Origin of the sequence: Sphingobacterium sp. DR205 (assembly GCF_011064245.1) — a bacterium.
GTDB lineage: Bacteria > Bacteroidota > Bacteroidia > Sphingobacteriales > Sphingobacteriaceae > Sphingobacterium > Sphingobacterium athyrii.
Window position 1 is genome coordinate 4,974,529 of sequence record NZ_CP049333.1, and the last position, 20,092, is coordinate 4,994,620.

General features: G+C 40.1%; 13 protein-coding genes. 6 read left to right on the forward strand and 7 right to left on the reverse strand.

Annotated elements, in window-relative coordinates:
• Positions 1 to 6: 6 nt before the first annotated feature.
• Positions 7 to 2,622: an alanine--tRNA ligase gene (gene alaS / locus G6053_RS21525; protein ID WP_165308424.1), complete on the reverse strand. Its 2,616-nt coding sequence runs from the start codon at positions 2,620 to 2,622 to the stop codon at positions 7 to 9.
• Positions 2,623 to 3,051: 429 nt separating this feature from the next.
• On the opposite strand from alaS, the gene G6053_RS21530 reads away from it, so the two are divergent.
• From G6053_RS21530 to G6053_RS21545, 4 genes are all read left to right on the forward strand, one after another.
• Positions 3,052 to 3,900 carry a universal stress protein gene (locus tag G6053_RS21530; protein ID WP_108635759.1) on the forward strand — a complete coding sequence of 283 codons (849 nt, stop codon included), beginning with the start codon at positions 3,052 to 3,054 and terminating at the stop codon, positions 3,898 to 3,900.
• A 14-nt stretch (positions 3,901 to 3,914) separates the two neighbouring features.
• On the forward strand, positions 3,915 to 4,757 hold the full coding sequence (locus G6053_RS21535) for a universal stress protein (RefSeq protein WP_165308425.1): 843 nt from the start codon (positions 3,915 to 3,917) through the stop codon (positions 4,755 to 4,757).
• Between the two features lie 90 nt (positions 4,758 to 4,847).
• Positions 4,848 to 6,194: an OmpA family protein gene (locus tag G6053_RS21540; RefSeq protein WP_165308426.1), complete on the forward strand. Its 1,347-nt coding sequence runs from the start codon at positions 4,848 to 4,850 to the stop codon at positions 6,192 to 6,194.
• A gap of 304 nt (positions 6,195 to 6,498) precedes the next feature.
• Positions 6,499 to 7,863, forward strand: a complete 1,365-nt coding sequence (locus G6053_RS21545) for a S41 family peptidase (protein WP_165308427.1) — start codon at positions 6,499 to 6,501, stop codon at positions 7,861 to 7,863.
• On the opposite strand, the gene G6053_RS21550 is transcribed toward G6053_RS21545, so the two are convergent.
• From G6053_RS21550 to G6053_RS21575, 6 genes are all read right to left on the reverse strand, one after another.
• On the reverse strand, positions 7,817 to 8,194 hold the full coding sequence (locus G6053_RS21550) for a hypothetical protein (protein ID WP_165308428.1): 378 nt from the start codon (positions 8,192 to 8,194) through the stop codon (positions 7,817 to 7,819). The genes G6053_RS21545 and G6053_RS21550 overlap by 47 nt on opposite strands.
• A gap of 13 nt (positions 8,195 to 8,207) precedes the next feature.
• A complete protein-coding gene (locus G6053_RS21555) occupies positions 8,208 to 9,014 on the reverse strand; it encodes a hypothetical protein (RefSeq protein WP_165308429.1) in 807 nt (268 codons plus the stop codon).
• A 70-nt stretch (positions 9,015 to 9,084) separates the two neighbouring features.
• The gene (locus G6053_RS21560) at positions 9,085 to 10,446 is read right to left on the reverse strand and encodes a hypothetical protein (RefSeq protein ID WP_165308430.1); all 1,362 of its coding nucleotides are present in this window, start codon (positions 10,444 to 10,446) and stop codon (positions 9,085 to 9,087) included.
• A gap of 216 nt (positions 10,447 to 10,662) precedes the next feature.
• Positions 10,663 to 13,995 carry a TonB-dependent receptor gene (locus G6053_RS21565; protein WP_241254792.1) on the reverse strand — a complete coding sequence of 1,111 codons (3,333 nt, stop codon included), beginning with the start codon at positions 13,993 to 13,995 and terminating at the stop codon, positions 10,663 to 10,665.
• Between the two features lie 162 nt (positions 13,996 to 14,157).
• The gene (locus G6053_RS21570) at positions 14,158 to 15,120 is read right to left on the reverse strand and encodes a FecR domain-containing protein (RefSeq protein ID WP_165308433.1); all 963 of its coding nucleotides are present in this window, start codon (positions 15,118 to 15,120) and stop codon (positions 14,158 to 14,160) included.
• Positions 15,121 to 15,248: 128 nt separating this feature from the next.
• The gene (locus G6053_RS21575; protein WP_241254793.1) at positions 15,249 to 15,848 is read right to left on the reverse strand and encodes a sigma-70 family RNA polymerase sigma factor; all 600 of its coding nucleotides are present in this window, start codon (positions 15,846 to 15,848) and stop codon (positions 15,249 to 15,251) included.
• Between the two features lie 277 nt (positions 15,849 to 16,125).
• Between G6053_RS21575 and G6053_RS21580 the strand changes: the two genes are divergently transcribed.
• Together G6053_RS21580 and G6053_RS21585 are read left to right on the forward strand one after the other, a co-directional pair.
• Positions 16,126 to 17,994, forward strand: coding sequence for a DEAD/DEAH box helicase (locus G6053_RS21580; RefSeq protein WP_165308434.1), 1,869 nt, complete (start codon positions 16,126 to 16,128; stop codon positions 17,992 to 17,994).
• Positions 17,995 to 18,208: 214 nt separating this feature from the next.
• Positions 18,209 to 19,972, forward strand: coding sequence for a long-chain fatty acid--CoA ligase (locus tag G6053_RS21585; RefSeq protein WP_165308435.1), 1,764 nt, complete (start codon positions 18,209 to 18,211; stop codon positions 19,970 to 19,972).
• Positions 19,973 to 20,092: the final 120 nt, after the last annotated feature.

Below are 20,092 nucleotides of genomic sequence, written 5' to 3' on the forward strand. Positions count from 1 at the left end.
GCAAATTTAACTTAAAAATTCCTTCGCACGTTCAATAGCCGTTTTTAATCCCGCAGAATTTTTACCTCCCGCTGTCGCAAAGAAAGGTTGGCCGCCACCGCCGCCTTGGATATCTTTTGCCAGATCACGGACGATATTGCTTGCATTCAAACCTTTTTCTTTTGCTAAATCATCTGAAATAACAACAGTTAAACTTGGTTTGCCGTCGAATTCTGCTCCTATAACCAAAAACAAATTATTGACAGCTCCCTTTACAGCATAGGCTAACGTCTTTACCGCTTCTGCATTAGGGAGATCAACTAGAGTCGATAAAAAGTTGACATCACCAACTTGTTCGATCTTTGCTTCCAGATCTGATTTCAACGCCAAAGATTTCTCGGTAATACTTTTCTCAATTTCCTTTTTCAGTGCACCGTTTTCGTCGATGATCTTACCCAAGGCTGACACAAAGTCCTTCGGATTGTTCATGAGTTCTTTTAAATGATGTACCAGTTCAAAATGCTCACGAATTACCGCAGCTGAACGCGTCCCGGTAATCGCCTCAATACGACGTACTCCCGCAGCAACAGCCGATTCAGAAACAATCTTAAAGAATCCGATCTGCCCCGTTGCTTTCACGTGGGTCCCCCCGCATAACTCTTTGGAGAATTGATCTTCAAAAGTAATCACACGAACAAAATCACCGTATTTCTCACCAAACAAAGCCGTGACACCGGAGTCCAAAGCCTGCTGATAAGGTATATTACGTTCTTCTTTTAATGGAATATTTTCACGGATTTTAGCATTCACGATATCTTCCACCTGTTTGATCTCTTCTTCACTCATCTTTGCAAAGTGAGAAATATCAAAACGTAAAATATCAGCATTGACCAATGAACCTTTTTGATTTACATGTGTACCTAATACCTGTTTTAGTGCAGCATGCAGTAGGTGAGTTGCGGAGTGATTATTTTCCGTATCCAATCGTTTGGTTCTGTCAACCTCGGCGACAAAGGTTCCGTTCAGATCCAATGGCAACTTATTGGTAAAATGGACGAAGATTCCATTTTCCTTTTTTGTATCCGTAATGTAGATCTTTTCGCCGGTTTCTTCCGAAATCAATTCTCCGGAATCACCTACCTGACCTCCTCCTTCCGCATAAAACGGACTGACCGAAAGTACCAATTGGTATTGCTCCTTATTTTTTGCGACAACTTTACGGTATTTTACGATTTCTGTTTTTGCCGTCAATGTATCGTAACCTACAAACTCGAAGCCCTCGTCATCATTAACAACAATCCAGTCACCGGTATCTATCGCTGTTGCCGCACGGGAGCGATCCTTTTGAATCTGAAGTGCCTGTTTAAAACCATCCATATCAACAGACAATCCTTTCTCGCGCGCTAATAATTCAGTTAGATCGATCGGAAAACCGTAAGTATCGTATAATTCGAACGCAAAGTCACCATTAATAAGCGTATGATCTTCAACGTAATTTTCAAAACGTTGCACACCAGTGGACAAGGTTCTTAAAAATGAAACCTCTTCTTCCAGGATTACTTTCTGCACGAAATCCTGCTGTTGGATCAATTCATCAAATACACCACTGAATTGTGCCGCCAGTACTGGAACAAGCTCATGAATAAATGGCGTTTTAAATCCCAAAAACGTATAAGCATAACGTACAGCACGGCGTAAAATACGTCGGATTACGTAGCCCGCTTTATTGTTAGAGGGCAATTGTCCATCCGCTATCGCGAAACTAACGGCACGGATATGATCAGATACCACACGCATTGCGATATCACTCTTTTCGTCTAAGCCATATTTTATCCCCGACTTTGCAGCAATAAAATCAATGGTCGGCGTAAACACATCTGTATCATAATTTGAGGTTTTGCCTTGAATACATCTGACAAGACGCTCAAAGCCCATCCCTGTATCCACATGTTTCGCAGGTAAAGTTTGAAGTGAACCATCTTTCAAGCGATTAAATTGCATAAAGACCAAATTCCAGATTTCGATCACCTGTGGATGGTCTGCATTGACCAGACTTTGCCCCGAAACCTGTGCACGTTCTTCCGTGCTACGCATATCAAAATGGATTTCAGAACAAGGTCCACAAGGACCGGTCTCTCCCATTTCCCAGAAATTGTCCTTTTTGTTGCCAAGCAAGATACGATCTTCGGCTATCCACTGCTTCCAGAAATCGAATGCTTCCATGTCTCTGTCCAAACCTTCACTTGCATCACCTTCAAAAATGGTCACATATAAACGATCTTTGTCGAGCTTATAGACTTCGGTCAATAGCTCCCAGGCCCAAGCAATAGCTTCCTTCTTGAAGTAATCGCCAAAGCTCCAGTTTCCTAACATCTCGAATAAGGTATGGTGGTAAGTATCTATACCAACTTCCTCTAAATCATTATGCTTACCAGAAACACGCAAACAACGCTGCGTATCTGCAACACGCGGAAATTTAATTGGTGCTTCTCCCAAGAATAAATCCTTGAACTGGTTCATCCCTGCATTGGTAAACATCAATGTCGGATCATTTTTTACAACTACTGGTGCTGAAGGTACTATCTGATGCCCCTTGCTTTTAAAAAAGTCTAAAAAGGCTTGACGAATTTCTCTACTTGTCATTTAATTATCTAAAAATATGTGCAAACTTACTCAAAATTGGTCTGTTATGCAATGTAGAATACGAGATAATAACCTCGATTCAACGATTTTAACAGCCTTTCTTCTCCATAGGAAATTGACTTTTCTAACAAAAAGATCAGGACTTAAGATTCAGACGGACAGGGTTATTCTATTTTTAAGATGACAGTAATCACAATTATACATTAAATACAACATTTTAAAAGCATTAAATGTTATCCAACTTTGTATCATCATAATTAGGTCCAATACGTTTAACAATAAAAACATTTTGACTGATACGCATTCACAATTGCATTTGTTTTATTACATTTGATAGGGATAAGGGGTCTCAACAACGATTCTTTTGAATAGTTACCCTATACCGAAATAGAAATTTAAGATAAGATAGCGCAGATAAAATTCCTTCCAATGAAAAAAAACATTCTACTACCCGTAGATTTTTCGGCACATTCTAACAATGCGGTAAATTACGCTGTGGATCTGGCAACTCAGAAGGGGTACAGCATTCACCTTTACCACAATTATACCTCAGCTTCTGCTGTATTCGAGGAGGAAACAGGTTCCACAGGTAAACAGAGTCCTATATTTAAAGCTGATATTCTGATTAAGAAGCTTGCCGAGCAGATAACATCCAGAAATGCTGCTCTTGAGGTTACGACCCAATGTGAGCGCGGCATAATCACAGAAACTTTATCTGACATCGCTACACCTGATCGCTTTGATTTCGTGATCATGGGCACAAAAGGGATTACAAATGATGACAGTCAACTTATCGGCAGTACAACCTATGTCATTAGTAAAAAATCAAAAATTCCCGTTTTGGCCATCCCCGCAGAAGTTTCATTTGAACAACTTGACAAAGTTGGTTTACTGTCCAATTTCAAGGAAGAAGAAGTGCAGACGGTTCAGGATTTTGTCAATATCATGGGCAAAGATTTTGAATTAAAACTGATGCATGTACATTATGATCATTCTTCAGAAAACCGGATTGAAGACAAATTGGAAGTGTGGAAATATAAAATCAAAAAATATATCGGCGTCACCAACATTGCCATTGAAGTCGACTCTATACAGGGAGATATTGAGGATCTGGACACCGTCCCTGAGGTCATCAATGAAATGATCCATGCCGAAAAGATCAAGATATTACTGGTGACACGTTCGCGAAAATCGTTTTTTGAACGTGCTTTCACCCGATCAGTGGCAAAAGCATTGTTTAGCCATCCTTTAGTTCCAATATTTTTTACCAAAGCATAATTAAGTATATCGCTATGTCTAAATTATTAATACCCGTAGATTTTTCCGAAAATGCTCGAATCGCAGCAGACTATGCTGCTCAGATCGCGCAGGAAACACATGATGAAATTACACTCTTTCACTCCTTCACTTCACATATCAATAAATTTGCAAATGCGAAGCATTTAGTAGACCCTACTGAAGAAGAAGCACATCGTAACATGGAAAAACTTGTCGCTGAACTTCTACAAAAATATCCTTCGATAAAAATTTCTACTCTGTTTACGAACGGGATTTTAGCAGAATCTTTGGATAGACAAGAGATAAAAGATAGCTATCGGACCGTGATTATGGGAACAAAAGGAGTCACCGGACTTGAATCTGTACTAATCGGAAGCAACACTTATGACGTTATTAAAGAGTCAAAAATTCCCGTATTGGCAATCCCAAAAAATGCCGTAAAATTAAAAAAAGATAACATTGCATTACTGACTAATTTTAAGCCCGGCGAGCTTGAAGTGCTTAAGCAAGCGATTCCTTTGTATGGAAATAACTTTCATTTACAGCTTATCCACATCAACAAAAGCGAACTGGAAATCAATATATTAGGCCAGAAACTCGAAAAATGGATTGAACAGATTATTGCTGAAACAGGCATTGAAGACATTTCATATATTGTCAAAGCGCCGAGCTATTTCGCAGGTTCACGAGAGAACATCGCAAACGGAATACATACGATTATCAGAGATGAAGATATTGATGTGATTTTGATTACAAAAAGTAGGAAAACTTTTTTTCAAAACATTTTTACTGAAAATATTGTTAAGCACATGGCTTTCGAAATTGAGGTACCAAACTTTTTCGGTCGAGTGGATTGACCAAATAATTTTTGGCAAATTTATTGCAAGAGTAGTCAATGAGTTAATTTAACAAGAATTTTATAGTAGAAAATTTTACAAGAACACATTATGAAAATTAGCCTTAAAAAATCAGGATTACTAATCGCGGCAGGAATCATCTCGACAGCATCCTTTGCACAAAGCGCAAAGCAGTCATCAATTGAAGGCACATCTCCATTTGGTCCGACTACACAGTACAGGACTTGGTCAATCGGTGTGGGGGCCGGTGTAACGAGTTTGCAGAATATTGCCAAGTTAAATAATGGAGGTTATGATAAACTGGACTGGAACTTAGGTTACAGTGCTTATATCAAGAAACAAATCTCTCCTTCCTTCGGTTTGAAAGCAACTTATTTTGGCGGCAAAACTTCTGGCTATACGGCTGATGACAAGCAAACCGGTTTTGAAACCAAAACACCTTGGTCAGTAGCTTTATCTGGAGAATTTTTGGCGGCAAACACCAACTGGAGATTCTTCAATAGCTTCATCAAACCTTACGCATCTATCGGTGTGGGGGTAATGAATGCCGAAACCGCTGGAATTACCGGCGGAAACAGAGGTGAGTATGGCGATTCTTATTCAAAAATCTTTGTACCTGCTGATTTCGGTTTTAAATTTGCCGTTGCAAAAGGTATCAATTTTGAATTGGGTTATCAGCTGAACTGGGTAAATCAACGCTTCGACAATTTGGCTAACCCAGCTGGCGGACCAAAAATTGATAAAAACGACTTGTTCACTTACGCACACGCAGGTTTAGAATTTGCTTTGGGTAGCGGTAGCAAACCAGCCTTGAACAACTCAAACCCGGTCGCGACCCTAGTAAGTGATTATACGGTAAAATACGATGACTTAAAAGCTCAAAATGACGCATTAAACGCAAAAAACCAAGCTTTACAAAGTCAATTGGATGGTTTGAACAGTGATTTGAAAGATGATGACGGTGACGGTGTAGCAAACAAATACGACAAATGTCCGGGCACACCTTCTGGTGTACAGGTAGATGGTGCAGGTTGTCCAATTGTAGTGAAAAACGAAACTAAAGTTGTTGAGAAAGTTGTTGTTACGGAAGCAGACCGAAAAGTTGTTGCTGATGCGATCAAAAACTTAGAGTTCGATTTAAGCAAATCAACCATCCGTCCTACTTCTTATGCAACATTGAACAAAGTTGCTGAATTGTTGATTGAGAAAAACTTTAGCTTGAAATTAGCGGGTCATACGGACAACACAGGTTCACGCGAATTGAACATGCGTTTATCCAAAGAGCGTGCTGAGTCAGTGAAAGCTTACTTAGTATCTCAGGGCGCAAACGCTTCACGTATTGAAGCAACAGGTTACGGTCCTGACCAACCCATTGCATCCAATAAGAATGCTGCTGGTCGTCAACAAAACCGTCGCGTAGAGTTTACACTTTATTAATCGATACATCTTCAAGATATATGAAGAAAAAAGCTGTCTCAAGTTTATTGGGGCAGCTTTTCTTTTTAATATAACTACTCATTCCATTCCTAGGCGCCACTCAGTCATTGCGATTTAAGCACAACCCAACTTCGCAACAACTTAACGATATAACCAATTGAGAATGGATCCATCTTTCAGATACCGCCAATGCCCTTTCATTTGTCAGCACCTAATTTTAAAGCAATTAAACATTGGAGCAACAAAAAGATAACATCCATTAAAGTATAATAAGTCGTATTTTTAATCTACCAAAAACAAAAAAATGCGTCAATCAAAAACTATTCTTTTGGCTTTGTTTTCAGTGGTTCTCTTATCCTGTGAAAAAGATCCTCCGCCTGATGAGCCAGGTTCAAATGAAGCTATCAACCGATGGACGCTAGAGCAAATGCAGCAATATTATTATTGGAACAGCAAGTTGCCCAATCAAGTTACACTCGATGGCAAGCCAAATATCTTTTTCAAAAATCTATTGTATCGTGACGACCATTATTCTACTATTCTACAAGTCCTCAACAGTGACACCTATGGCAATACGCTCGCGAATACCTTTGGGTTTGATATAGCTCAGCTTCAGCACAATGGTCAGACCATGCAATTGGTGACACAAGTAGTTCCCTTTTCAGAAGCAGACTTAGCTGGCCTACATAGAGGTGACACCATCCAACAAGTCAACACGCAACCCTTAGAAGCATACAATTTTGCTCCTGTGTTAGAAGCGGCGTTGAAACTACCTTCTATCCAATTGCAATTACAGAATGGGAAGAAAATGAAGCTGCCCGCTTCCTATATATCCCAGCCGGTAGTCTACACCAGTCAGATCTTTCATAAGCAAACAAATGTGGGCTACCTATTTTTAAGCCAGTTTGATTTCAGCGGTGGTTATTCGATATTGGAGGCTATCCAAAAACTTAAAGCTGGCCTGGTGCGAGATTTGATTCTTGATCTTCGCTATAATACTGGCGGACAAGTAGCCTTTGCCTCTTTTTGCTCATTAACACTTGCTGATATTGCGCCGAATTCTGTATTTGTCAGGTTCAGGGGCAACGAGAAATTGGGCAACAGAGAGGAAACCTTTCAATCTACTTTAGCTCAGCAGCCCGAAGGTTACAGCTTTCAAGCAGAAGAGCTTCTACGGAGCGGACTGCAACTAAAACGAATCTTTGTACTCACAGGCCCTAACACCGCATCTGCTTCGGAGATGTTGATCAACAGTTTAAAACCTTATATCGAGGTCATTCAGATCGGTACAGAAACCTTAGGCAAGGATATGGCTTCGACTACCCTTTCCTCACCACCCCAGGTCAGTGGTAATCAACGTGCTTGGTTGCTGATGCCGCTGGTATACAAAATTTACAACAGAGATGGATCTGGTGATTACAGCAGTGGACTCATCCCGCATTACCATACAGATGAATTTGCACAATTGCCCTTGCTTCCCTTTGGCGATGAAAAAGACCCATTGCTACAACAGGCGTTGAACATCATAGCGAACAAGACAACACAATCACTCAACAGAAAAGCTAGTACTAGTGCAAAAACGTTTACTTCGCCGTATTTCGGTAGCAGCTATCGCGCCATTCCTATGACATTTCCTCTGCTCCTCTCAACATTTGAAAAGGACAAATAAAAAAGAATAAAAGGCTAGCTAACGCGCAAGAATTGATCGTAGAGATCCAAGAAGCTATAGGTGAATCATTACCACTTCTTCTTGATAACATGCGAATACGCTTAGACAATAAGCCCGAACGGACTTGCCGTTCTTTGAGCTCATAGTCTTTCACCACTGTACCTACCTCATCCAGTAGCTTTAAATAACGAAGATATAAAGCTTGTAAATTCTCACCTTCAGCTTGTAGTTTGTTGATCAGAACCCCGTCACCATCGGATGCCAACTTATACTGCATCTCGATCATCAGATGCAGTAAGCGCTGGTGTTTGATTTCGTTTATGCCTTTCATAATTTATCCCTTTTTAATTGCCAAATGCAACCTCTAAACCTGCAAACTCCCAATATGTTGGGATATTAGCAGCAGGGCTATTGGCTGCTCCCGAATTATTGGTTGTAAATGAGGTTAGGACACCATAATTATGATAGTTTATAGAATACCCGTAATAAGCCTCCATACCATTGATCAAAAGCGGCTTGAGATCTTCCTTTAAAATCTGCGCTCTACCATAAAAACCATAGTTAAAAAGAACATCCGCACTCGGCAGTGTAAGTAATTGATAATCTGCAGGCAAGGTTTTTCCGATATTTTTTATTGTATCTCCTGTCGCACTATAGACAATTTTTCTTCTAGAAGGCGGCCCTGATAACCTTTCTACAACGTGGTAGAAAACCAAGTGGAATTTCTCTCCCCCCAATAGCGTGTTCAACTCTTTATTACCATTTACAATTCGAATTTTTATCTTTCCATCGACCCGATTTTCTGCTTTCATTTTTATCAAACTTGGAGGGATATCATCGGTAATCTTCACGTACTGCAACGTATCTATATTGTCTCCAATAGAAAGAGTGTCATTAAACAGAATATTCCCCGTACTATCGAGAAGCGTAAATTTCTTTTGTCCAGGAGTTATTTTTACCGTCTCATTGTTACTTATAGATATCGTCCGATCATCGATCAGCAATTTACCCTTGTCTGGACCAGTTAGTATACTAAGATCTTTAATAAAAACATTAGTAAATTTTTGAAATATCTCAACATGTTCCCCTTTTTGGCAAGAAGAAATGATTAATGTTAGGAAAACAATAAAAGCTGCTGATAGTCTTTTCATAGAATGGATGTAGTAAAAAATGTAATCCTGCCGTAATATAGGGCAGGATCACATATGTTATAAATAATAGTTAATAAGTCTTTGGAGTAAATTTCGTCCAATTATCTGTCCACAAGGTCGTTGCAGCAGGGTCAAATGCACCTTTATAATTTACGCCAGCAGCAGGACTTGTAGAAGATGGAACCAAGTTCCATACATCAAAACTAGCTGCAGCAGTTGTTGTGTAGAAAGGATTTATACCAGCACCTCCTAATAATAAATAGCTATTTGGAGTTGAACCAATATTAGTTGCATTTCCCGTACCTGGAGCAGTTCCACTAAAAGCTGCAGTATAAGCCTGAACTACATTGTTGCTAAAATTGCCGGTAGCACCATCTTGGAAAGCAGCACCTGTGGCATAACCAGCAATAATTGATCTCTCGATATCCAATTCAGTACCTCTTCTCCAACGGTTACCAAATTTTAATTTAGTACCAGCTAATGAAGAATTGCCGATACCCAAGAACGTAAAGTTTCTCAAAACTGGACGTGTTTTAGGTGTAGCCGACCAAGGTGAGTTTGCTTCGTTATCAGATTCTAAACCATTTGAATCTGAGCTACCGCTTGAAGTACTATTCGTTGAATTAGGATCTTTTAAGGACAGGGCATATTGGATCGTACCTTTATAACCATGGTCAAAATCGAAATCATCATCGTCATTTGATAAGGCAACTAGATATTTCGCATTTACGGTACCACCAAAGAATTCGAACGCATCATCTTTACCCCAAGAAACTTGGATGTTTTCCAATACAGTACCTGAACCGACACCACCCAAAGTCAAACCGTTAATTTCATTGTCAGCAGTCAAATTGTAACCAGCAAACTCGATACGTACATATTTCAACGAACCTGAATTGTCTGCAGGTACTGAACCACCATACGTAACATCAACGTTTACAGGCTGAGGAATACCTTCAATTCTTTTGGTAACAGGTTGGTTTGTCGTTGATGACCCCAACAATACAACGCCTCCGAAATCACCTGGATTACGTGATCCAGCTGCATTTGGTGAAGTAAATACAATAGGCGCTGTCGCTGTGCCATTAGCGATTAATTTTGCAGTCTTAGGTACAACCAATACACCTTTGATGTTCTGTGTAATACCAGTGATTTGATCTGGATACGCTTTGGTTACACCAGAAGTAATAAAAGTACCTGGTTGGATGGTCAATGTTGTACCTGGTTTTACAAAGGCTACACCATCAATTTTCCATACTTTATCCGAAGTAAGGGTTGTTACAGTGATTAGACCATTAGCATCAGTTGGAACTGTTGCTTGAGGTAAAGATGGTAATCCAGCTGTTGAACCATTTACCGGAGTCAAGTTGTCCTTGTTACAAGATGCCAATGCGATTGCGCATACACTTGCTAGCGTTAAGATTTTTTTCATTTTTTTGTTAACTTTTACATAACTTAGCCATCACAAGATCACTTTTTAGACTATGCTTCTATAGCGGATAGCTATTCCTATAGTTGCATAGTTATTCATTCCCCCATTATGATAAATTTGAATATCTTCCAGATTGTGCTATTGGACAAGTCTTGGAACGCTGTTTTAAGTATTTATGGGTTAGCATGAACCTGCCTCGCGCAGTTGGTATTTTTCTTAAAAATTATAAGTCACTGAGAGATTAAAACGTCGACCGTCTTTTCGACGGTAGGTAATAATATCTCCTTCTTCTTTATTATATTTTATAGATTTACCTTTTTTCAATACATAAAATTTTGTATCATCTTGTTCATAATCTTGAATATTCATATAATACCGAGTCCATTCATCCAATAGGTTGGCCATATTGAATTTTACTTCCATCTTGCCCTTTAGAAAACGTGTATAAAGTTGTGCATCCAATTGTTTTGGGGCCAACTCATATTCGACATTGTTCATATTAACATTGGTTAAATTTGTTCGATACCCTCGATGATTATAGCTTGCTGTTACCCCAAAAAGCTCACCCCAATATCCTACGCCTAGATTCAATAACCAAGGTGACTGCCCCATCAGTGGTCTATCTTGATTGGGATAGCGCTGTTGAACGCGCTCAGCAACTTGGGTTTCAGGGTTATTGATCCATTCCCAATGACTTAAGACATTGACCTTCGATTTGAGCAGTGTTCCGTTAGCATATATAAATAGGTCTTTTAACCAGTCCTTATCCGATAGAAATGTCAAATTTTTCCTAATCTCCATTTCGAGTCCAAGATTTTTCGCATTTTCCATGTTGGCAAAAGTATACGTGTTCCCCCCACTATGAACAAGTTCTATGGGTTTATCCAAGTATTTATAGTATCCTGTTATCGAAATTATTTCACCTGGTGAGGGGTACCATTCAAATCGAAGATCTACATTATCGATCAACGTGGATTTAACTTGCTCTCCATAAACGTAACCGTCTAACTCATAATCATACATGGCAAACATACCAACTTCTCTAAAATCTGGCCGAATTACCGTCCTTGCGTAACTGCTTCGGATATTAAAATCGTTTGTTACCCTATAAGTAGCATTAAGGGAAGGTAGAAAACGCCAATTATTTTCTTTTACACCGAAACGGTGCCGTTGCACGTCATTGGGATCTGGTTCATCCTGATAAGTTCTCCTATATAATTCCTCTTGCTTAGAGTTTAAATTAAAAAACTCTGCACGAACACCATATACCAAACGTAATTTATGCCATAGCATTTGATCCGCCATCAGATACACCGCCTGTGAAGACATTTCACCATCATAATATCGCCCCCCCAATGCGTCTGCGTAATAATAGGCCTGACCGTTTCCATTACCTATATTATCAGCGTTGAACAATTCATGGTATGGTATTTCTATTGCGGGAGGCGGTTGATTCGTAGTGCCCTCCGCCCAAGATCTTGTCCAGGGAACGAAATTGAATAAATCTAGCGTTCTCTTCTTTGACCAAGCCTGATAGCCTAATTTCACCAAGGTTGGCACTGCTGAATTCACACCAAATTTTCGAGAAAATGCCGTACTCCAATTATAATCCGTCTCATCAATATGCGTCCATCTTCTGGAGTCTTTGAAAACCCCCGCCACTGATGAGCTGCTGTTGGTCATTAGGCTGGGGGTTTGAAAATAAGGTATATTATCTATCGTAGTAGTTATCCTATAAGAAAGTTTTCGTTCATCTAAAATCTGTTGTTTGATTTTGTTAACAGTAACCATTCCTTCAGCTTTTATTTCCCATGGTAACTGATACTCTCCTGTCAACTGATGTTGCTGCAAAGACATTGCTTCCGGCAATTGATAAATCATTTTATAAGCTACCGGAATAGCATCGTTATAAGGTTTTTGAATAGACTCATTATAAACATCACTATAAGTACGCGCATATGTATTCTTTAAGGAAACCTTAAAGCCTTGGCCTTGCCATCCAACATTGGCCATCAACCCGCCATTACTATTGAAGCGATAAGATATGCCAGCTCCATTATCACCTACTCCCAAACTATCTATATAATTAGCCTGAGTTGAATTACGTGCATTATTAAATGCAATAATGTTTTGTTCGTTTCTAAAATTTGCGGATGCTACAAACCCCAATCGCTGTCCGTTATTTAGTTGATAAACCCGTCCTAGCGAAAAACGCATATTCTGATTAGGGTATGCTTTATATTTATATTGTCGCAGTGCGTCATTATTAAAGCGCTTGGACTGTGCTATAGCATCCAAATCGTTATACTTCACGGCATCGCCAAACTCAGTTGGATTTAAAGGGGTATTGTTCAATTCAGAGTCAGTCAAAATATAACCGGGAGGCGCGTCCAATTGTATCGCCCGACTATTCCACTGCCATGTCTTTATTCCATCAGGCATTTTAGAAGATTTGTCAAAAAAACCGAAATATTCGCTCGTATGCCCCTCCCCCAGCCTGTAAAAATCTTTGCCTGTTGTGCGGGAATTTCCGCCTATCCCATATTGTATTGTCGTAAAATCCTTCTCCGGAATATCTAATGTATTCACCGAAACCTGCCCGCCCGAAAATTCAGCGGACACATCTGGTGTTGCTGTTTTATTAACAACTACCGAGCTCACCATTTCTGTTGGGATAATATCAAAAGAAAAATCCCGTCTATTCTGTGAAGTACTTGGAATCACGACTCCGTCCAGCATGGCCTGATTGTAGCGGTCCGACATGCCCCGTACGATGACGTTCCGGTTGTTGACCGTTGTCACTCCGGTAACACGTTTCAAAACCTGTCCCATATCATTGTCTGGTGTGCGGGCGATCTGTTCAGCCGAAATACCATCGGTCACCGAAGCTGCGTTCTTTTGTGCTGCATAAAGTCCCGCTACAGAAGCTTTTTTAAACGATACACTGACAACTGCCGTTTCCAACGCATTCACCTGCGTCTTCATGGCAATATTTAGTCCTGTCCGCTGTCCAGCCTGTATTTTGACCCCCTCAATACGTTGGGTCTGGTAAGAGAGATAACTGACTTCCAGTATGTAGGTTCCCGGTTCGGCATTCAGCACATAGCTACCGTCGATACCGCTCTGGGTGGATTTATTGGCACCGATCAGTTTGATGCTGGCATTGGCCAAAGGCTGACCGCGATCATCAATCACTTTACCTGCGATACGCCCATCCTGCTGTACCGGCTTTTCGACCAATGTAATATAGACACCGTTGTCATGCGCCATCAAGTTCGTTTCCTTGAGCAGATAATGCATGATATCCCGGACACTGTTGCTTTTGAAAATTTTGGCATTGACCTTTTTCTTTGCCAGATTATATTTCGCTGCATCGAAAGCGATAGGTATATTTTTGGATTCCAAACGCTCGAAAGCTGCCGGAATAGTGGATTCATTAAAAGAAATTGCGATCTTTTTATTGAGTAACTGGCCGTATGCGCCCGAAGCAAAAAGCATTTCGGCCGACACGATCGAAAGAAGTAAACCTACCAACGATGTCCTTATCATAAACTTAATATCGTTTTGCGTAACGTATTGCTTAAATTTCATAAATTTGTATGCGTATATAATATCTCTATAAGTTGTTGTATATGTTATTTATACCATCTCCAAATGGTGTATGATTCAGAGTTGACGATGGCCGTCGTCAGCTCTTTTTTTGTCCCCGAATTAGTAAATATGCACTATCCCGCCCTCCTTTCTGGATTTGTTATGATGAATTGCTTTAATACTTTCCAGGGTTGCCGTCCAGGAGAGCTGCTTTGATATCGGCATGCTATAACGTTGTTGGGCAATCCGCTGGTCGCCAGCTTTAATATCCACATCATAAATATTTTTGACCGCCCGTGCCAATTCTGCAAAACTGCTTTGCTTAAGGTAAACTCTTCCCTCAATCCAGCTATTACGTATCGTCAGATCAAAAACCGTCTGATTGTTATGGTGGTTATTTTTGGAATATCGGACCTCTTCGCCACGAGTTAACACACCCAACGGATGATTATTGGCCGTGACCTGTACTTTACCTGTAAATACAGACACCGATATATCATCCAATCCAGTGTAGTTCTTTACGGTAAACGAGGTTCCCAAGACCTTTGTCTGTACTTGTTGGGTATGCACAATGAAAGCCTTTGCAGAATCTTTCTTGACCTCAAAAAACGCCTCTCCAGCAAGAAGCTCTACAACACGGTCCCTCCTGTCGTAAGAAACCGTATCCAATTTAATTTTGGAATAGGCATTCATTACAATGATTGATCCGTCGGCCAAAAGTACCCGTTTACGCTGTGAGGCCCCGGTTTCAAAAATCCGGTAACCCGGTTTTAAATGCGTTTCTTTTGCGATTAAATTAGGCTCATGCTGTTGTTTCCAAAATAAAATTCCAAAGCACAACAGCAGACTTGCTGCCACTGCCCCACTCCAATAGCTTATTTTCCGAACCGCTGATTTTTTAGGAGCTGTATTTCCAATACGTTCTTGTATACTATTCCACAACCGAACCTCATCTATCTCCTTTACAGGAAGTTCTTCCTGATCAAGCGTATCGTACCAGCGATCAATCAGAGACTGCTCAGCCTTGTTGGCTTTGTTCTGCTGATATCTATAGATTAAGGATTCAAAAATTCTTCTTTTCACTTTTTTCCTTGCTGTTTATATACAAGTCTTTAAAAAAGCCAGAAAGTACTTCAAGAAATGGTTAATGTTTTATAAAAGAATTGTTAAGTTGATTTTTATTCCTGCGATCGTTTTTAAACGTACAATCCTTACTTGGAAAGTTCTTCCAGAACAAAAATAAGCAGGAGTGTAAAGCTGCCATTTTGGACATTTTGATAGCCGGTTATTGCTTTCTTTAGTCTTTTAGACGCTTCGGTAAGGTTATTTTTTACGGTTTGTTCAGAGAGTCCCATCCGCAGTGCTATTTCACGAATTGATAGATGCTCCCACTTCAATAAGAGCACCTGCCGCATATTATGCGGCATAATTTCCAGTTCATCTTCCAACATCTTTTCAAGCATGAGGTAAGTTTCAAGCTCTTCGGGATGATGCTGTACATAATCAAAAATATGTTTGCTCCAATGATCCAAGAGTTTGTCTTTTGCCTTATTGGAATTGAAAAAATCGATAATCTTATATTTGAGCATTCCCTTTAGATAGGCAGGAAGATTCATCTGGATATCGATCGTATGACGTTTTTCCCAAAACTGGACAAACAGTTCCTGGAGAATATCTTCTACATCCTGCGCATCAAGAATACGCCGGGCAGCATGTTGATAAAGGTCTTTCCAGCAATACTGATATAATGCAGCATAAGCAGTGGTATCATTCTGCTCTTTAATAGCCCTTAGCCACTGTTGATATATCATTGGTACCTGCTCCATACTAATATCAAAAATAAGGTTAGGATATTAAGTTTTTATTAATAAATGAATAAAGAAAGTACAAAGAAGCAAAATAGTTTACAATCAAAATAATACTTTTCAGCTTATCCTTACCTATACAGCGTGACTAAAGTTTTTATCCCCTTAATTTTAAATCCTTCAATCTCACTAAAAATCAATCATTTAAATTCTTTGATTATTCAAATATTATTCTTACCTTTGCAACGCCTTAGGCAATAGTGCCTATTGTATATAATATTTCATGAACCCATTTTTAGAACTGGGAATCCGTGAGGAAGTTGTTAATGCCATCTCAGAATTAGGTTTCGAAAAACCTTCTGAAATTCAGGAAAAAGCCATTCCTGTTTTATTGACTGGTAACGACGATTTTGTCGGATTAGCCCAAACTGGCACAGGAAAGACCGCGGCATTTGGTCTTCCATTATTAGAGCAATTAGACTTTTCTCAAAAACACCCACAGGCATTAATTCTTTGCCCAACTCGGGAATTATGTTTACAAATCTCAAAAGATTTAGAAAAATTTGCTAAATACGTTGACAACGTACATGTTGTTGCTGTATATGGAGGTGCAAATATCTCAGACCAGCTACGTCAAATCAGACGTGGAGTGCAAATTGTAGTAGCGACCCCGGGTCGTATGTTGGATATCATTGGCAGAAATGCAATTGATTTTTCAAATGTTAAGTATGTTGTATTAGATGAAGCGGATGAGATGCTCAATATGGGCTTCAAAGAAGACATCAACAACATTTTGTCAGAAACTCCTGACGAGAAAAAAACTTGGTTATTTTCGGCGACAATGCCTTCCGAGGTACGTCGTATTGCGAAGAATTATATGACCGATCCTGTTGAGCTTACTGTAGGTACAAAAAACACAGGTAACGCCAACATTGAACACCATTATTATTTGATCAAAGCAAAAGATAAATATGCTGCGTTCAAACGTATTGTGGATTCAAACCCTGATATCTTTGGTATCGTATTTTGTCGTACAAAAATCGAAACACAGGATATCGCTGAAGCGTTGATCAAAGATGGTTACAATGCAGATTCGTTGCACGGTGACTTGTCCCAACAACAACGTGATAAAGTAATGAAACGTTACCGTGACCGTAGTTTACAATTATTGATCGCAACAGACGTAGCAGCTCGTGGTATTGATGTAAGTGATGTAACTCACGTAATCAACTTCTCTTTACCTGATGAAACAGAAAACTATACACACCGTTCAGGCCGTACAGCCCGTGCAGGTAAAACTGGTATCTCTCTTTCATTGGTAAACGTAAAAGAGCTCAGCAAAATCCGTCATCTTGAAAAGATCATCGGTAAAGCTTTTGAGAAAAAACAAGTTCCTCAAGGCGCTGAAGTTTGCGAAAAACAATTGTTCTCTATCGTTAAGAAGATTGAAAACGTAGAAGTAAATGATGAACAAATCAGTCCATTCTTGCCTGCAATTATGGAAAACTTGGAATCTCTTTCAAAAGAAGATATTATCAAAAGATTTGCTTCTCTTGAATTTAACCGTTTCTTAGATTATTATAAAAATGCACCTGATTTAAATATCGAAGCCCGCGAAGGTTCTCGTGAAGATCGTGGTGACAGACGTGATGGTCGTTCTCGCGAAGGTTCGAAAGGTTATACACGTTTGTTTATGAACTTAGGTTCAGTAGATGAATTCTCTCGTGGAGACATGTTAGGCTTTATCTGTAACAATGCGAATATCTCAGGAAAATCTATCGGTAAAATTGACTTAAAAGGTGTGTTTACATTCTTTGAAGTTCAAGATGCTGAAGTAGAGAAAGTATTCCAAGGATTCCAAGGTGTGGATTACAACGGTCGTCAAGTACGTATCGAAGTATCTGGAGAAGCAAAAAGCGAAGGCCGTGGTGGTGATCGTGGAAGAAGTCGTGGTGGTGACCGTGGCGGAAGACGCGAAGGCGGATACCGTGGTGGTGATCGCGGCGGAAGACGTGAAGGCGGATATGGTGGCGGTGACCGTGGCGGAAGACGTGAAGGCGGATTCAGCAGCGAAAAACGCGACCGTGGTAGCAATGGCGGAGGTTTCCGTGATTTCTCAGGTAAACGTAAAGAATCTAAAAGCAAATACTAGATTTAGTATTTAGATAAACGTATAAAGACTCTGATTTGGGAAGCCCCGGCTTTGCAGATCAGAGTCTTTTTCGTTTATAATCCCCCGACGGGTCCACAACCAGTTATACTCCTCCCCTTCTCGTCAGTTTCATGCACGATATTCCATTTCCCAACTGCTTTAATCTCCCCAAAAATCCGTAAATTAGCTCAATTATACGAACGGGATTTCCATCATGCTAACAGCAACACGATTATTTGATTTAGCCTATCTGCAACAAGAAACTGCGCCCGGCTTTCCTATGTTTTCCTACAAAAACGGAACAAATTGGGTAGCGGTAAGCAATACAGACTTTATCGAACAGGTCAATCAGGTATCCAAAGGTCTCATTGCATTAGGTGTTCAAGCAGGAGAAAAAGTTGCTTTAATCAGTGAAAACCGTATCGAATGGAATATTCTTGATTTTGCAATCCAGCAGATCGGCGCTGTTGTTGTCGCGATTTATCCGAATATTTCTGAATCAGACTACAGGTATATATTCAACCATGCTGAGATCAGAAATTGTATCGTAAGCTCCAGAAAATTATACACCAAAATCACTGCGATCAAAGACTCATGCCCGCTCCTGGAGCATATTTTCACCTTAGATAAAGAAGAGCATGTACCACTTTGGCAGCATTTCATAGCTGAGGGCTCTTCCATCGCTGATGAGCAGCTTGAAACACTTCGAAATGCCGTCAATACCGATAACCTGGCTTCAATCATTTATACATCGGGGACAACCGGAAATCCAAAGGGAGTTATGCTGGCTCACCGAAATCTATTGGCCGATACCATGAGCAGTGAGTATTCCTTCCCTGTTGAACGTGGCGACCGAGCACTTTCCTTTCTCCCGGTTTGCCACGCCTACGAACGTGTATTCCAATACGTCTATATGTATAAGGGATTGACAATCTTTTTCGCTCAGTCGATGGATACCATTGGAGAAGATTTCAAATCAGTCCGGCCTCATATTTTCTCTGCCGTACCGCGTGTGCTTGAAAAAGTGTATGAAAAAATTAAGGCCAACGGTGATCAACTGACCGGATTAAAACGCAAGATATTTTTTTGGTCGCTTCGTATCGGTGAACAATATACATTGGATAACCGTTCCTGGTGGTATGACATTAAATTAAGTATTGCACGAAAATTAGTCTTTTCGAAATGGAGAGCGGCATTAGGCGGAGATATCAAAGGTATCGCATCGGGCAGTGCAGCTTTACAGGAAAGATTAATTCGACTATACATGGCTGCCGGAATACCGATATATGAAGGCTATGGTTTAACTGAAGCAGGCCCCTGTATTGCTGTAAACTGTTTTAAAAGAGGGATGAAAATCGGCACAGTCGGTCTGCCACTGATCAATATCGAAATCAGACTTGCCGATGATGGGGAGATTCTCACCAAAGGGGAAAACAATATGATTGGCTATTATAAAAATGAAGAAGCCACTGCTGAGGTCCTGAAAGACGGTTGGCTGTATACAGGTGATATTGGTCAATGGGTGGACGGCAAATTTCTTAAAATCATTGACCGTAAAAAAGAAATGTTTAAGACTTCCGGCGGAAAATACATTGTTCCACAACAGCTTGAGTCCAAAATTGCGGAATCTTCTCTGATTGAGCAAGTGATGGTAATTGGTGAGTCACAGAAATTCCCCGCAGCTCTTATTGTTCCGAACTATGCCAATCTTTTGGAATGGAGCAAAAACGCCACCCCTTCATTGGCAAAACTGTCGAAAATAGAATTTCTCAACAGCGCTGAAGTCAAACAACAGATTGAGTCCGAACTCAATCGCATCAATCAAAATTTTGGTAACTGGGAGCAGATCAAGAAATTTGCGATTATTCCGAACGAAATGACGATAGAGACTGGAGAATTAACCCCAACCTTAAAGATGAAGCGGAAAATCATTCTCCAGAAGTATGAAAAAGAGGTTGAGGCAATCTACAATACTTAACGAGATAGACAAGCAGATCTTAGGGGCAAACAACAAAGCATCTAAGATATCAGTAACTGGGCCAGGTGTTTTTGTCCATGTATTGAAATAAGAATCAGCAAGATTAGTATAAAATCCCCC

Excerpts from the sequence above, each read along its gene's own strand:
- alaS (WP_165308424.1), bottom strand. The coding sequence starts at position 2,622 with ATGACAAGTAGAGAAATTCGTCAAGCCTTTTTAGACTTTTTTAAAAGC.
- G6053_RS21530 (WP_108635759.1), top strand. The coding sequence starts at position 3,052 with ATGAAAAAAAACATTCTACTACCCGTAGATTTTTCGGCACATTCTAAC.
- G6053_RS21535 (WP_165308425.1), top strand. The coding sequence starts at position 3,915 with ATGTCTAAATTATTAATACCCGTAGATTTTTCCGAAAATGCTCGAATC.
- G6053_RS21540 (WP_165308426.1), top strand. The coding sequence starts at position 4,848 with ATGAAAATTAGCCTTAAAAAATCAGGATTACTAATCGCGGCAGGAATC.
- G6053_RS21545 (WP_165308427.1), top strand. The coding sequence starts at position 6,499 with ATGCGTCAATCAAAAACTATTCTTTTGGCTTTGTTTTCAGTGGTTCTC.
- G6053_RS21550 (WP_165308428.1), bottom strand. The coding sequence starts at position 8,194 with ATGAAAGGCATAAACGAAATCAAACACCAGCGCTTACTGCATCTGATG.
- G6053_RS21555 (WP_165308429.1), bottom strand. The coding sequence starts at position 9,014 with ATGAAAAGACTATCAGCAGCTTTTATTGTTTTCCTAACATTAATCATT.
- G6053_RS21560 (WP_165308430.1), bottom strand. The coding sequence starts at position 10,446 with ATGAAAAAAATCTTAACGCTAGCAAGTGTATGCGCAATCGCATTGGCA.
- G6053_RS21565 (WP_241254792.1), bottom strand. The coding sequence starts at position 13,995 with ATGATAAGGACATCGTTGGTAGGTTTACTTCTTTCGATCGTGTCGGCC.
- G6053_RS21575 (WP_241254793.1), bottom strand. The coding sequence starts at position 15,848 with ATGATATATCAACAGTGGCTAAGGGCTATTAAAGAGCAGAATGATACC.
- G6053_RS21580 (WP_165308434.1), top strand. The coding sequence starts at position 16,126 with ATGAACCCATTTTTAGAACTGGGAATCCGTGAGGAAGTTGTTAATGCC.
- G6053_RS21585 (WP_165308435.1), top strand. The coding sequence starts at position 18,209 with ATGCTAACAGCAACACGATTATTTGATTTAGCCTATCTGCAACAAGAA.